The sequence below is a fragment of the Sphingomonas ginsenosidivorax genome (genome assembly GCF_007995065.1).
GTDB classification, from domain to species: Bacteria; Pseudomonadota; Alphaproteobacteria; order Sphingomonadales; family Sphingomonadaceae; genus Sphingomonas; species Sphingomonas ginsenosidivorax.
This window is the reverse complement of sequence record NZ_VOQR01000001.1, coordinates 448,689-462,474: the sequence shown is the minus strand read 5'-3', so window position 1 is coordinate 462,474 and position 13,786 is coordinate 448,689. Positions and strand designations below refer to the sequence as shown.

The window sequence follows — 13,786 nt, the reverse complement described above, 5'->3', positions numbered from 1 at the left end:
AACTCCTCATCGTCATACCGGCGCGTGCGGCCTCGACGCGGCTGCCGAGGAAGCCGTTGCGGCTGATCGCGGGGCAGAGCCTTCTGCACCGGACGATCGATCTCGCGCGCCGTTCAGTGACAGGCGATCCGCGCATCGTCGTGGCGACAGACGATGCAGGGATCGCCGATCACGCCGCACGGGCCGGCATCGAGGCGGTGATGACCGATCCGACGATTACGTCGGGATCGGGCCGTACGCTCGCCGCGGCGCTTGGTTTGGGCGCCGCCGAGGACTCGATCGTTGTCAACTTGCAGGGGGATGCGCCGTTCCAGCCGGTCGGTGCGCTGCCCGCAGTGATCGCGGCGTTGCGGGACGGAAGTGCGGACGTTGCGACGCCGGTGGTGCGGTTGAGTTGGGCGGCGCTGGATGCGCTACGGCTGCACAAGCAGGCTGCCCCCTTCAGCGGGACGACCTGCGTTCGCGATGGCGCAGGGCGCGCGCTGTGGTTTTCCAAGGCGATCCTGCCGGCGATGCGGGGTGAGGACGGCCTGCGGGCGGCATCCCCGATGTCGCCGGTGCTGCGCCATGTCGGGCTCTACGGCTATCGCCTGCCGGCACTGGAGCAATTCGAGGCGGCGGCGCCGACCGAGCTCGAGCAGCTCGAAGGTCTCGAGCAGTTGCGGTTGCTCGACCTCCATCTGACGATCGACGCGGTCGAGGTCGAGCCTGCGCGGTTCGACATATCGGGGATCGACACCGAAGCCGACATCACGCGCGCCGAGGACCTCATCGCGTTGCACGGCGACCCGTTCGGAACGTGATGTGCCGGATCATCATCGCGCGGCATGGCAACACGTTCGAGCCGGACGAGCCGCCGCGGCGGATCGGTGCGCGCACCGACCTGCCGCTGGTCGCATCGGGTCGCGCCCAGGCCACCGCGCTGGGCGCGCATTTCCGGACGCGCGGGCTGGTGTTCGAGCGATGCCTGACGAGCCCGTTGCTGCGCACGCGGCTGACCGCGGCACTCGTGCTGGACGGCGCCCCCTGCCCGGTCACGGCGGCGGACTGGCTGGTCGAGATCGATCACGGCCCCGACGAGGGACGCACTGAAGACGAAGTGCGCGCGCGGGTCGGGGCGGAGGCGCTCGCGGCGTGGGAGCGGGATGCGACGCCGCCCGTCGACTGGCGCGTCGATGCGGTGCAGCGGCGGGCCGCATGGGCAATGTGGTTCGGCGACGCGGCAGAGATGGGCGGCACGGTTCTGGTCGTCACGAGCAACGGTGCGGCGCGGTTCGCGGCACCGGGTGCGGGTCGGCTGCGGACCGGATCGTACGGCGAGGTGGCGATTTCCGCGGACGCGCCGCCGCGGATCGTCGCCTGGGATGTGCGGCCGTAACCCTCGGTCTCGCCGGACGTGGTGCGGCATACTCCCAACGTACTGGTTTGCGGCACGTTGGACCCCGGACCCCGTCCGGGATGACGCGGGTGGTCAGCCCTACCCCTTCGCCACGGCGTCGATCGCGACCAGCTTCGCCAGCAACGGCGCGATCCAGTCGAGCGGGAGCATGATCGGGCCGTCCGAGGGCGCGTTGTCTGGGTCGTCATGCGCCTCCGCGAACACCGCCGCGACACCCACGGCCACCGCTGCGCGTGCCAGCAGCGGCGCGAACGTCCGGTCGCCACCCGACGACTGGCCGCCCGCGCCGGGCGCCTGCACCGAATGCGTCGCATCGTACATCACTGGGTAGCCGGTCGCCGCCATGATCGGCAGCGCGCGCATGTCGGAGACGAGCGTGTTGTACCCGAAGCTCGCGCCGCGGTCGCACAGGATGATCTGGTCGTTGCCGGTCGACGCGATCTTCGCTGCCACCGCCGCCATATCCCAGGGTGCCAGGAACTGGCCCTTCTTGACGTTGACGACCTTGCCGCTGGCGCCGGCGGCGAGCAGCAGGTCGGTCTGGCGGCTGAGAAACGCCGGGATCTGGATGATGTCGACCGCTTGTGCCACCGCGGAGACCTGGTCGACCGCATGGACGTCGGTCAGCACCGGGCAGCCCAGTGCCTCGCGGACGTCCTCGAGCACGCGCAGTCCCTCGTCCATGCCGATCCCACGCTGCCCGGCGATCGAGGTGCGGTTCGCCTTGTCGTAGGAGCCCTTGAAAACGAACGGGACGCCGGCAGCGCGCGCATCGGCGGCAAGGCGGGTCGCGATCATCAGCGCATGGTCGCGGCTCTCGATCTGGCACGGCCCGCCGACGAACACGAACGGCAGCGCGTTGCCGAAGGTCACGTCGCGCACGGTTATGCCTTTAGCATCGGTCGTCATTGTTGCGCCTTTAAGAAACGGCGGACGAGCTGTCCGCGCCAGAGCCAGCGCCCGGTGTAGTTGAAGAAGAACCAGCCATAGAGCGTGCAGCCGACCAGCGTCAGGACCGCCATCGGATCGCGCTGCGCCCGCATGTGGCGGAACAGCGCCATGTCGGCCGCCCGTCGCTCGCGCTCGCCGCCGCCGCCGTTGATGCCATAGGCGTTGTCATGCAGCCTGCAGCCGATGTTGCGATTGAATTTCCGGTGGTCCAGAAAGTAGCAATAATCGCGCTCGCGCTCGGCCATCAGGTTCGATAGGCCGCGGGCATGACCGAATTCAAGCGCAGAATCTTCTACATCGGCGGGTTCGATCCGCGCGGCGTGCGGTTCTACTACCATCTGTTGAAGGAGCAGGTCGCGCGGTACGCGGCCAAGACCGGCGAGGACGTGAGCGTGTCGCCGCGGCAAAAGGCGTCGACGATCCGCAGCGACTGGAGCGTGCGCAACGCGACGCAGGACGTGACGACGGACTATACCTTCCTCCGCTGGGAGGACATCGTCCAGCAGGCGTGGATCAAGAACCCGTTGCAGCTGGTCACCCGCGGCGCGCGGACGTACCTCGCGCATATCCGGCACCTGGATTTCAAATGGGCCCGCGCGCTGCCCAACGGCCCGCTGGTGACGATGTTCTACCCGCCGATCCTGGCGGTGGTGATCCCGTTGCTCATCGCGGTGCCGCTGGCCCTGATCGGGTCGATCTGGCTCAGCTGGTGGATCGCGCTGCTCGGCGGCCTCGCGATCGGGATCGCCGCGGCGATCCCGATCCTCGGGTTGATCCGCGTGCCGTGGCTGATGCGGTTCTTCATCTTCAACAGCGAGCTGTGCACCGGCGAAGGCACGCCCGAACTGCAGGCCAGGCTCGACGCGTTCGCCGACGCGATGGACGCGGGCATCGACGGCGACGAGGACGAGATCCTGCTCGTCTCGCACAGCAACGGCTCGATCATCGCGATGCTGGCGCTCGACCGGTTGTTCGAACGTCGCGGCGGCACGCTGCCCGCGCAGTTCGCGGTGCTGACCTATGGGCATTCGATCCCGCTCGTTGCCGGGCGCCGCGATGCGACGACCTTTCGCCGGCGACTGGCGAACATTGCGGCACGCGACTTCCACTGGGTCGATGTCGGCTCACCGCCCGACGGGGCCGCGTTCCACGGCGTCAACCCGATGGTCACCGTCGCCATGGATCCGAAGCCGCGCATGGACCTGCTCAACCCACGCTTCTACCGCTTCTACGACGCGGCGAACTACAAGACGGGGTTCGCGAGCAAGTACGAGATCCACTTCGACTATCTGCGCGTCGGCGACCGGGTGAGCCCGATCGACCTGCCGAGCGTCACCGCCAGCCGCCGCCCGATCGCCGCCGCGGTCGCCGCGTTCAGGGACATCCCGTGAGTATCCGCTTCACGCCCCCCTTCCCCGCGCCGCATGCGAGCAAGTCGTCGTTCCTGCTGCGCTTCTGGCGCGGCTGGAATTCGTGGATCCACGTGCTGTTCGAGCGCAGCTACACGATGAAGATGGGCGAGATCCACACGCCCGCGCTCGACTTCTACCTCGCCAACGAGCTGCCGCTGGTACGCCGGATCATGGAGACCGAGTGGAAGCAGTTTCCGAAGCACGAGTTCCAGCGCGACCTGCTGCTGCCGCTGATCGGCAATTCGGTGTTCTCCGCGAACGGCCAGGACTGGGAGGACCAGCGCCAGATGGTCAACCCGGCGTTCGGGCATACCGCGCTCAAGACCGTGTTCCCGATGATGTCCGACGCGGTCGACGACCTGATCGCGCATATCCGCACGATGGACTTGTCGAAGCCGGTGCCGATCGACGTGCTGATCACGCATCTCGCCGCCGACATCATCTATCGGACGCTGTTCTCGGTGGTGCTCGACACCGCGGGGTCGCGCGAAATCTACGATGCGTTCCACGCGTACCAGAAGCATTCGCAGCGGGCCTCGACGCTGCGCATCTACGGGCTGCCGATGCTCGGCTTCCGGCGGCGCGCCGAGGCCGATGCGCGGCGGATCCATGCGGTGTTCGCGCCGATCGTGCACGCACGCTACGCAGCGACGCACGAGCGCGGCGAGCGCGGGCACGACATCGTCCAGTCGCTGATCGACGCGCGTCATCCGCAGACCGGCGCGGCATTCACCGAGGCGGAGGTGATGGAGCAGGTCGCGACGATCTTCCTCGCCGGCCACGAGACCTCGGCGAGTTCGGTCACCTGGGCCTTCTACCTCATCGCCCGCGACCCCGCGCTGCAGGCGGCGCTGCGCGACGAGGTCGAAACCGCATCGGGGGGCGCCCCCCTCGCCTACGAACACCTCCGCCCGATGACCCGCATCAACAACGTGTTTCGCGAGACCTTGCGGCTCTACCCGCCGCTCGCCTTCCTTACGCGCGAGGTGACGTGCCCGGTGCAGATGCGCGACAAGCACCTCGAACCCGGCGCGATGCTCGTCGTTTCCCCCTGGCTGGTCCAGCGCAACCGCGACAATTTTCCCGAGCCGCACGGGTTCGATCCCGACCGGTTCGACGATCCCGACCAGGCCTCGGCCTGCCGCCACGCCTATCTGCCGTTCGGCAAGGGGCCGCGAATCTGCGTCGGTGCGGGGTTTGCGGTGCAGGAGGCGAAGCTCGCCATTGCCGGGTTGCTCCGCACCTTCACGATCGAGACGGTCCCCGGCAAGGTACCCGAACCGGTCAGCCGGCTGACCTTGCGCGCCAAGGATGGCGTGCTCCTGAAACTCACGCCGATCGAGAAGAGGCGCGCATGAAGATCCTGGTCACCGGCGTCGCCGGGTTCATCGGCATGCATGTCGCGCAGGCGCTGCTCGCGCGCGGCGACCGGGTGGTCGGTATCGACAACCTCAACGACTATTATGCGGTCGATCTGAAGCGCGCCCGGCTCGCGCGGCTGGCCGGCGACTTCGCGTTCCACCAGGTCGATTTTGCGGATCACGCCGCGCTCGACAGCGCGATCGGCGGCGAGGACTTCGACCGCATCGTCCATCTGGGAGCCCAGGCGGGCGTGCGCTACTCGATCGACAACCCGCGCGCCTATGTGCAGTCGAACCTGGTCGGGCACGTCAACATCCTCGAGCTCGCGCGGGCCCGCCGCGTCGCGCATCTCGTCTACGCGTCGTCTTCCTCGGTCTATGGCGGCAACGAGACGCTGCCGTTCCGCGTCGAGGACCGCACCGACCACCCCGTCTCGCTCTATGCCGCCACCAAGAAGGCGGACGAGCTGATGAGCGAGACCTATGCGCATCTCTACCGCCTGCCGCAGACCGGCCTGCGCTTCTTCACGGTGTACGGGCCATGGGGCCGGCCCGACATGGCGCTCTGGCTGTTCACGCAGGCGATCCTAGAGGGTCGGCCGATCAGGGTGTTCAACCACGGCCGGATGCAGCGCGATTTCACCTATATCGACGACATCGTCGTGGGGGTCATCGCGGCACTCGACCATCCGCCGGCGGACGACGGCACCGCGAAACCCGGCGGCAGCGTCGCGCCGCACCGGATCTACAATATCGGCAATCACCGGTCCGAGGAGCTCGGCCGGATGATAGACGTGCTCGAGGCGGCGTGCGGCCGCGAGGCCATCCGCGACTATCAGCCGATGCAGGACGGCGACGTGCCCGCGACCTATGCCGACATCTCCGCGATCCAGCGCGACCTGGGCTTCGCCCCGACGACGACGATCGACGCGGGGATACCGAAGTTCGTCGACTGGTATCGAGGGTATGCTCGATCACTCGCCCTGAACCTGTTCCGAGTTTAACGGCGCGGCACGCGCAGTTTACCGCTATCTGCGTCGGCCGGCAATGCGCCGCGCTTTCCTATCGACCTGGGATACGAGGGGACGACTGCATGTGTCAGGGCGCCTTCCATCCATTCAGGACCGCCTTCAATCGATCGATAATTGTCGGTTGTTCGGTCTGGGCGGCATGACTTGCCAGCGTCGCGTCGCGTTGCGCGAGCTCTTGGGTCAGTTCGGCGACGGCATGCCTCAGTTCCGCTTCGACCGCGTCCCGTTGCGTGATCTCAGCCTGCAGCAGGTCCCGGGTTTTCAAAAGCTGCTGCATGGTCGCCTCGCGTTCATCCGCTTGTCCGGCCATAATGGCCATCCCCTCCGCATGCCTGCCCGCCATGTCGTCATTCAGCCGGGTCAGCGCCGCAATTTCCTCTGCCGTGGAGGCGTCGTCTTCGGCCTTGGCCGCATGTGCGGCGTTTATTTGTTGCTGCAGATCTGTAGCGCGGGCGGTTGCGTCGTACTGAGTCCGCACAAGGGCGTCGCGCAGCGTTGCTATTGCCTCATCAGCAAGCCGGGCTGCATCCTGCGCCGTTGCCACCTCTGTGGCCAGAGCAGCCTCCAACTCGGCTTCGCGCGCCTGCGTCGCAGTCAGCAGCGCAGCACGCTCTTCCTCGTGACGCTGTTCAAACTGCGCTAGCGTGGCAGCATATTCGCGCGCCGCGTGCTCACTGGCATCGGCCAGACCGCCTGCATGCTGGACCAGCGCCGTCTCACGACCATGCCAGTCGGCGCGTGCGGCAGCCGCCTCCCCTTTGACTCTTGCGCTCTCGGCTACCTGTGCAGCGAGCGCCGCATTGGCCTCGGCATACTCGCGTTCGAGCTTGGTGTTGGCGTCCGACAGCAGCGCGATGTCCCCCATCTTCGCATGATAATCGGCGTTTAACGCGGCGAGTTCGGCCGTTCGTTGCTCTAGCGACTTGGAGAGGTCAGCCACCACGCGATCGGTCGCATCGAACGCCCCATGGAGCGCCGCTATTTCCGCTTCCCGCTGATCAAGACACGCCTGCGTCGCCAGCCGCACCTGCTCAACCTCCGCCAACCGCTGCTCGGCGTCACGACGATGGATTTCAATTTCTGCGAACTTTGCGTCGCTTTCGGCCTTGGCCGCATTGGCGGCATATATTTGTTGCTGCAGATCGGTAGTGCGGGCGATTGCGTCATTCTGAGCCTGCGCAAGGGCGTTGCGCAGCGTTGCTATCGCCTCATCGGCAAGGCGGGCTGTATCCTGCGCCGTGACCACCTCCGCCGCCAGAGCAGCCTCCAACTCCGCTTCGCGCGCCTGCGCCGCCGTCAGCAGTGCAGTACGCTCTTCCTTATAACGCTGTTCAAACTGCGCTAGTGTGGCAGCATATTCGCGCGCGGCGTGCTCACTGGCGTCGGCCAGACCTCTCGCATGCTGGACCAGCGCCGTCTCGCGATCATGCCAGGCGGCGCGTGCGGCAGCCGCCTCACCTTCGACCCTTGCGCTCTCGGCTACCTGTACAGTGAGCGCCGCATTGGCCTCGCCATACGCGCGTTCGAGATTGGTGTTGGCGTCCGACAGCAGCGCGATTTCCTCCATCTTCGTACTATAATCGGTGTTCAGGGCGGCGAGTTCGGCCGTGCGTTGCTCTAACGACTCGGAAAGGTCAGCCACGACACGATTGGTCCCTTCGAACGACCCGTGGAGCGCCTCTATTTCCGCTTCCCGCTGATCAAGACATGCCTGCGTCGCCAGCCGGACCTGCTCAACCTCCGCCAACCGCTGCTCGGCGTCACGACGATGGGCTTCAATTTCTGCGAACTGCGCGTTCAGCCGCGCAACATCGGCAAGCTGCCCATGATAAAGCGCATTCGCGCGATCGACCTCGAGGCGGTGCGCCTCTACCCGGCCGTTCGCGGCGGCGACTGCCATCTCCTGTTCGTGCTGCAGGCGCTGCTCGATACCTAACATCAACGGCGTGATTGTCTGATCGAGATCGGAAAACCAGGTCTGGAGATCGCGGCTTACGTCGATATTTGGGATCTCTCCGACGATCGACGCATAGATGTAGTCAGATAGCTCGCTGATCGGCCGAAGATGCGGCGGGATCGGCGGGATTGTCATAGCATAGTTGTGCTTCAACGCCGGGCGAACGAATGCGTCCATTGCGGCATGCGCCTGCGCCGTCCGGTGCGGCAACTCGATCCGTAGCTTCGCCTCGATATCGTCGAGTACCGACGCTGGCCGGACGAGCACGTCGTCGTAGCGACAAAAGACCCGGTCGTGCGCGCGAGTCAGTAACTCGGCGCTTGCTACATACGCGCCCCACAGCAACAGTCCCTTGTCGAGCGCGAAGCCGTTTCGCTTGCGCAACGATGCTGCTGCCTCCGTTGGCGGACGGACGGTGATTACGAACTTGCAGCAATATCCCTCGGCCTCTAGCGCCTCTGTCCAGAGGTCGGCGACCAGCGACATGCGTGGCTCCTTCAGGACGATGGGCGAAGCGTCGCCATACTCTTCGCGGATGATGGCACGCGCGCCCTCCACGAACGGCGCCAGCGCAGCACGACGCGTGGCGTTTACGCCCAGTCCGAACGGCGAGTCCCATGTCGCATCAAAGGCCGCGAGCACGACATCGTTATAGTCTGCTACACGCTGAGGTTCCCAGTGGCCGGTTTCGTTGCCGTTTCCTGCGTGCATCAGTCCGTTCGGGAGCGTAGCGCCCGCCAATGACAGCAAGCGCGCCATGGCCGAGCTGCCTGATCGATGCATGCCGACGACGACGATCGCGATACGTTCTGCCATGACAATAGGGTCCCCTAATGCCGGCCTTTTTCGCGATCCCGCGGACTTTGTACACCCCCACCCTCAAAGGATTTTTCCAACCAAATCCATTGTATTCCTCAAATATTTCGGCTGTGCAACACGGATGCCGTCTTGGTCGAGGCATGGCGGTTTTCGAGGAAGGTTAGTTGCTTGAGGAGGCGGCATTGGCCGATCACCGGTGCCAGTACAGTATCGCGATATGAATCCGCATAGCTGTGCCGCCGTGCGACCGATCCTGTGAAGCAGATCGCAGCATTCGTAGTTCTGCGATGCGCTGCAATACCAACAATCATCGTTCGAAGGAGTTCGGCCGACCATAGATTTGCGGGAAGCTGTCTTCGACGGTCGGGCCGATGCCGGGTTCAGGCGACGTTCGGCGCCGCCCGTTTCGCCTTCAGCTTGCGCTTGAGTTCTGCCTTCCAGCCGCGCGCGCGCCACCACATAATGATCCCGGTCACCGCGAGTACCGCCGGCAGGATGCCGCCGGCGAAGATCACGACCTGCCAGACGATGCCCATGTCGGTGCCGTCGTGGATCCGTCGCATCCAGCGTCCGATGCCGCCCTGCGGTCGTGCCGGCGCCGCCGTGGCGTTGCCGGTGTCGTCGGCGATCTTGACCGCGACCGGGCGGCCCTTGGCGGCGAAGGTGACGGTCCAGTCGGGGGTCCGGTCGGTCGGCCAGGCGATGCTCTTGAGCGGCGCTCCCGCCGCCAGCGTGGCAGCGTGCGCGATCACGACGGCGAGCGGCTGCGCGGGAGCCGCCAGCGGTTTTGCCCGCGCCATCGCGGCGCGGTCGGGCATGCCGCCGCCACGACCGCCGCGCGGACGCGATTCGCCGGAAAGGCTGCCGAAGAATTGCGGGAACGAGATCCAGGCGCCGGTCAGCGACAGCACGAACAGCGGCAGCGCGATCCAGAAGCCGAACAGATAATGGAGGTTGGTATCGGTGTTGCGATGCCGGCGATAGCGCAGGCCCCGCGCCCATTTCCCCACCGTCGGCCACCACAGCCACAGCCCGGTGAAGCACGACACCATCATGACAACGCCGATCCAGCCGACGATCTGGCGTCCGACGCCGGGCACCTGCAAGCTGCCGTGGAGGACGTGGAGGAAGCGCACCAGCCCGCCATTGCTGGCCGCGACCTGCAGCACGCGCGCGCTCGGCGGATCGAGATAGACCATGGTGCGCACCGGCGGCCCGCCGCGAGGCGGCCCCGCACGGCCGGCCGGCGTCGCGGCGACGGTGACCGGGCCACCATGCTCGGGCATCGTGATCTGCGCGATCCGCTGGTCGGGCCCCAGGGCCGCCTTGGCCGCGGCGAGATAGACCGCCGGGTCGCGCGTCGTCGTCCCCGTCACCGCGTAGCGCGCCGGGTTGGCGATCCGGTCGAGTCCGTCGTGCCAGACCAAAGCCGCGCCGCTGATCGACAGCGGGATGATCAGGATCGCCAGGATCAGCCCGATCCACTTGTGGACCTGGAACCACGCCTTCCGCATCGCCAATGTGCTCATTGCATTCCCCCTTTTGCGCACCTGTCAGGCATCGGCCCATCGGCGCAGCAGATTGTGATAGACTCCGGTCAGCCTGACGGTGGTCGGATCGCCCTGCCCCTGCGCCGTCGCGACCGCCTGCACGCCCTGGTCGAGATCGAACAGCAGCGCGCGCGCGCCGTCGTCGCGGACCATCGACTGGATCCAGAAGAACGACGCGGTCCGCGTGCCGCGCGTCACCGGCGTCACGCGGTGCAGGCTCGACGCCGGATACAGGACCATGTGCCCGGCGGGCAGCTTCACGGTCTGCGGCCCGAACTGCGTCTCGACGACCAGTTCGCCACCGTCATAGCCGGCGGGATCCTCGAGGAAGAGCGTCGCGGACAGGTCGCTGCGGATGCGGAAATCGCTGCCGCGGCGGATGCGGACCGCGTTGTCGACGTGCAGCCCGAAATCCTGGCCGCCGGCATAGCGATTGAACAGCGGCGGAAACACCTTCAGCGGCAGCGCGGCGGCCACGAACAGCGGCGACCGGCCGAGCGCGTCGAGGATCAACCCGCCCGCCTCGCGCGCGGCGGCCGAGTCCTCGGGCAGCTGGTCGTTGCGCTTGGCGAGCGCGCTTTGCGGCCCGGACGTCACGTTGCCGTCGATCCATTCGGCGGCGTCAATGACGGCGCGGACGCGGGCGACGTCGCTCGCGTCGAGCAGGTCGGGGATGGCGATCAGCATGCGATCGTCCTACCGTCCGCCATCCCTGCCCGCAAATGCGCGCACGCTCCCCTCACAGGCTGTAGAAGAGGGTCAGCCGGAACGACCGCGCCTCGCCCGGCGTCGCCCAGCCATTGTTGCGGATGCCCGTATAGTATTTCTTGTTGGTGAAGTTCTGCACGTTCAACTGCGCGGTCAACCCCGTGCCGATAGTGTAGGACAGGAACGCGCGGTGCGTCAGGTAATCCGCCGAATGGAATACCGGCGTGAGGACCGTCGTCGGCGCGAGCGGCGTCGCCAGCGCGCTGTTGTTGAGCGCGAACGCCCCCTGATAGGTCAGGCCGTAACCGAGCTGCAGCCCGAACGGCAGCGTGTAGGTGGTGAACAGGCTGCCCGAATGCTTCGGCGTGTTGCCCAGCTGCTGGTCGCGCTGCGGATCGGGCACTGCGGCCGAATTGCCGCACGGGTTGGTGATCGTCGTCACCGAGCCGGCCGTCGTGCTGCGCGTACCCGGGTTGGCGAGGCAGAAATCGGACACGCTCTGCAGCACCTTGGCGTCGAGATAGGTGTAGTTGGCGAAGATCGACCACGCCTTCGACACGTTGCCGCTCGCGCCGAGCGCGATGCCGTCGACGCGCGACCGGCCATCGGTGACGCCCAGCGTCGTCACGATCGGGTCGTTGGTCGCGACGCGGTAGTTGGTCCGGTCGTTGCGGAACAGCGCGGCGGTCAGCTGGAGCTTGCGCCCGAACAGGTCGGCCTTCGCCCCGATCTCGTAATTGACCGCCTTCTCGGGCTTCACGGCGCACGGATCGACCGTCCCGGCCGGCGCGCCGCCGATCGCGGGCGTGCCGATCAGCGTCCCGCAGCCGAGCCGCACCGTCGCCGAGGTCGGCGTCGTCGAATTGCCGTAGGAGGCGTAGAGGCTGACGGTCTCGACCGGCTTGAAGTTGATCCCGCCGCGGTACGAAAACAGCGTCTCGTCGCTCGTCTGGTTCAGCCCGCGCGTAAACGCGCCCAGCGTCTCGGGCGCCACCGAGAAGGTGTCCGCGCGGAAGATCCCCTTGGCGTGTTCGTAGCGCAGGCCGAAATTCGCCTCGATCTGCGGGATCAGCTTGATCGTGTCGAACGCATAGATGGCCGCATTGCTCGTGCTGCCCTGCGAGCGCCCCGCCTGGATGAAGTTGAACGGGCCGGTATAATCGGTGTTCGGGTTGGCGAGGTCGATCGGCGGCTGGGCGACCGTCGCGCCCGTGGCGGTGCGCAGCGTGTTGCCGGTGACGATCGTATAGTCCTCCTTCGCGAACGACGCGCCGAGGACGAACGTGTGTTCGAGCCCGGCCGTATCGAAGACCGCACGGAAATCCGTCTGGTTGTAGAGGATCTGGTTCTCCTGGTTGCGGACGAACCCGCGCGGGCCGCTGGGAATATAGGATCCGAGCTGCTGGCCGGGCGCACAGGCCAGCGGTGTCGTGGAGACGCTGGACGTGGCGATCGGCTGGAACCCGTTCGACAGGCAGAACCCGTTCGGGTTCGGAGCCTGCGGCGCGCTGGTCAGCGAATCCTGCTGGACGCGCTGCCACCGGGCGAGATTGCGGATCGACACCGTATCCGAGAAGGCGTGAGCCACCGTCGCGGTCGCTTGGTCGACGGTGATGTCCTGGCTGTCGAGGTTGCGGATGCCGTAATAGCCCGAATTGTCCGCGCCCGGCAACGGCCCGGCATTCACCGCGTTGCGGAAATACGGCACGCCGTAGACCGGCGTGTTGTCGTCCTCCTGGTGCAGATATTGCAGCGTCAGGCTGGTCGGTCCGGAGACCCCGATGATCGCCGACGGGGCGACGGCCCAGCGCTTGTTGCGTTCGACGTCGCGGCCGGGGATGTCGTTCCTGTGCGCGACCGCGTTCAGCCTCACCGCGATCAGGTCGCTCACCCGGACGTTCGAATCGAGCGTGGCGCGGTAATAGTCGTCGGTGCCGATGCCGCCCGACACCACCGTCAGCGTTTCCGCCTGCGGCCGCTTGGTCACCAGGTTGATCGTGCCGCCGACCGACCCGCCGCCGCCGAACACGCTGTTCGCGCCGTTATAGACCTCGACCTGCTGCAGGTTGAACGTCTCGCTGCGGCTGTACTGCGCGCTGTCGCGGACGCCGTCGATCGTGATGTCGTTGTTCGCCGAATAGCCGCGCAGGTTGATGCTGTCGCCATAGCCGCCGCCGCCCTCGCCCGCGCCGAAGGTGATGCCGGGCACGGTCTGCAGCACGTCGCGCAGCGTCAGCAGGTTCTGCTTCCGGATCGTCTGGTCGCCGATCACGGTCACCGTCTGCGTCGTGTCGATCAACGCGCGCGTCGCCTTGGGGCTTTCGAGCGTGTTGGCCGGGATGATCTTGCCGTTGACGATGATGTCGTCGCGCTCGAGCCGGGCCTGCTGGTCGGACGCCGCCGCGCCGGCGCTCGTGGCCTTGGGTGCTTCGGCGGCGGGCTCAGCGGCGAACGCCGGGGCGCTGGCGATGAACCCGATACAGGACAGCGCGAGAAACGCAGGCGCACTGGCAGAGCGCGGCGACGTGGCGCGCGCGGACGATGTCAACATAGTCAAACCCCTTTGATCTGAGGGCTTGCTATTGAGAGTCGTTCGCA

The 13,786-nt window shown here is 66.7% G+C and carries 11 protein-coding genes; 5 read left to right on the top strand and 6 right to left on the bottom strand.

Annotated elements, in window-relative coordinates:
* The first annotated feature begins 8 nt into the window (after window positions 1-8).
* Together FSB78_RS02055 and FSB78_RS02050 are read left to right on the top strand one after the other, a co-directional pair.
* Window positions 9-803 carry a 3-deoxy-manno-octulosonate cytidylyltransferase gene (locus FSB78_RS02055; protein WP_147079551.1) on the top strand — a complete coding sequence of 265 codons (795 nt, stop codon included), beginning with the start codon at window positions 9-11 and terminating at the stop codon, window positions 801-803.
* A complete protein-coding gene (locus FSB78_RS02050; RefSeq protein ID WP_147079549.1) occupies window positions 803-1,378 on the top strand; it encodes a histidine phosphatase family protein in 576 nt (191 codons plus the stop codon). The genes FSB78_RS02055 and FSB78_RS02050 overlap by 1 nt, the downstream gene beginning before the upstream one ends.
* Before the next feature lie 99 nt (window positions 1,379-1,477).
* On the opposite strand, the gene kdsA is transcribed toward FSB78_RS02050, so the two are convergent.
* Both kdsA and FSB78_RS02040 read right to left on the bottom strand, forming a co-directional pair.
* A complete protein-coding gene (kdsA, locus tag FSB78_RS02045) occupies window positions 1,478-2,308 on the bottom strand; it encodes a 3-deoxy-8-phosphooctulonate synthase (RefSeq protein ID WP_147079547.1) in 831 nt (276 codons plus the stop codon).
* Window positions 2,305-2,595: a hypothetical protein gene (locus FSB78_RS02040; protein WP_147079545.1), complete on the bottom strand. Its 291-nt coding sequence runs from the start codon at window positions 2,593-2,595 to the stop codon at window positions 2,305-2,307. Before FSB78_RS02040 ends, kdsA begins: the two co-directional genes overlap by 4 nt.
* 21 nt (window positions 2,596-2,616) lie before the next feature.
* Between FSB78_RS02040 and FSB78_RS02035 the strand changes: the two genes are divergently transcribed.
* From FSB78_RS02035 to FSB78_RS02025, 3 genes are read left to right on the top strand one after another with little or no spacing between them, the layout of a single operon-like run.
* On the top strand, window positions 2,617-3,741 hold the full coding sequence (locus tag FSB78_RS02035; RefSeq protein WP_147079543.1) for a hypothetical protein: 1,125 nt from the start codon (window positions 2,617-2,619) through the stop codon (window positions 3,739-3,741).
* On the top strand, window positions 3,738-5,120 hold the full coding sequence (locus FSB78_RS02030) for a cytochrome P450 (protein WP_147079541.1): 1,383 nt from the start codon (window positions 3,738-3,740) through the stop codon (window positions 5,118-5,120). Before FSB78_RS02035 ends, FSB78_RS02030 begins: the two co-directional genes overlap by 4 nt.
* Window positions 5,117-6,127 carry an NAD-dependent epimerase gene (locus FSB78_RS02025; RefSeq protein ID WP_147079539.1) on the top strand — a complete coding sequence of 337 codons (1,011 nt, stop codon included), beginning with the start codon at window positions 5,117-5,119 and terminating at the stop codon, window positions 6,125-6,127. The genes FSB78_RS02030 and FSB78_RS02025 overlap by 4 nt, the downstream gene beginning before the upstream one ends.
* 94 nt (window positions 6,128-6,221) lie before the next feature.
* Here the strand turns inward: FSB78_RS02025 and FSB78_RS02020 are convergent, their stop codons facing one another.
* The 4 genes from FSB78_RS02020 to FSB78_RS02005 form a co-directional block, all read right to left on the bottom strand.
* A complete protein-coding gene (locus FSB78_RS02020) occupies window positions 6,222-8,927 on the bottom strand; it encodes a hypothetical protein (protein ID WP_147079537.1) in 2,706 nt (901 codons plus the stop codon).
* A 383-nt stretch (window positions 8,928-9,310) separates the two neighbouring features.
* Window positions 9,311-10,459, bottom strand: a complete 1,149-nt coding sequence (locus FSB78_RS02015) for a PepSY-associated TM helix domain-containing protein (protein ID WP_147079535.1) — start codon at window positions 10,457-10,459, stop codon at window positions 9,311-9,313.
* A gap of 24 nt (window positions 10,460-10,483) precedes the next feature.
* Window positions 10,484-11,167, bottom strand: coding sequence for a Fe2+-dependent dioxygenase (locus tag FSB78_RS02010; RefSeq protein WP_147079533.1), 684 nt, complete (start codon window positions 11,165-11,167; stop codon window positions 10,484-10,486).
* 52 nt (window positions 11,168-11,219) lie between these two features.
* Window positions 11,220-13,739, bottom strand: coding sequence for a TonB-dependent receptor (locus tag FSB78_RS02005; RefSeq protein WP_147079531.1), 2,520 nt, complete (start codon window positions 13,737-13,739; stop codon window positions 11,220-11,222).
* Window positions 13,740-13,786: the final 47 nt, after the last annotated feature.

Coding starts and splice junctions, on each gene's coding strand:
- FSB78_RS02040 (WP_147079545.1), bottom strand. CDS start 2,595: ATGGCCGAGCGCGAGCGCGATTATTGCTACTTTCTGGACCACCGGAAA.
- FSB78_RS02050 (WP_147079549.1), top strand. CDS start 803: ATGTGCCGGATCATCATCGCGCGGCATGGCAACACGTTCGAGCCGGAC.
- kdsA (WP_147079547.1), bottom strand. CDS start 2,308: ATGACGACCGATGCTAAAGGCATAACCGTGCGCGACGTGACCTTCGGC.
- FSB78_RS02015 (WP_147079535.1), bottom strand. CDS start 10,459: ATGAGCACATTGGCGATGCGGAAGGCGTGGTTCCAGGTCCACAAGTGG.
- FSB78_RS02020 (WP_147079537.1), bottom strand. CDS start 8,927: ATGGCAGAACGTATCGCGATCGTCGTCGTCGGCATGCATCGATCAGGC.
- FSB78_RS02035 (WP_147079543.1), top strand. CDS start 2,617: ATGACCGAATTCAAGCGCAGAATCTTCTACATCGGCGGGTTCGATCCG.
- FSB78_RS02025 (WP_147079539.1), top strand. CDS start 5,117: ATGAAGATCCTGGTCACCGGCGTCGCCGGGTTCATCGGCATGCATGTC.
- FSB78_RS02005 (WP_147079531.1), bottom strand. CDS start 13,739: ATGTTGACATCGTCCGCGCGCGCCACGTCGCCGCGCTCTGCCAGTGCG.
- FSB78_RS02010 (WP_147079533.1), bottom strand. CDS start 11,167: ATGCTGATCGCCATCCCCGACCTGCTCGACGCGAGCGACGTCGCCCGC.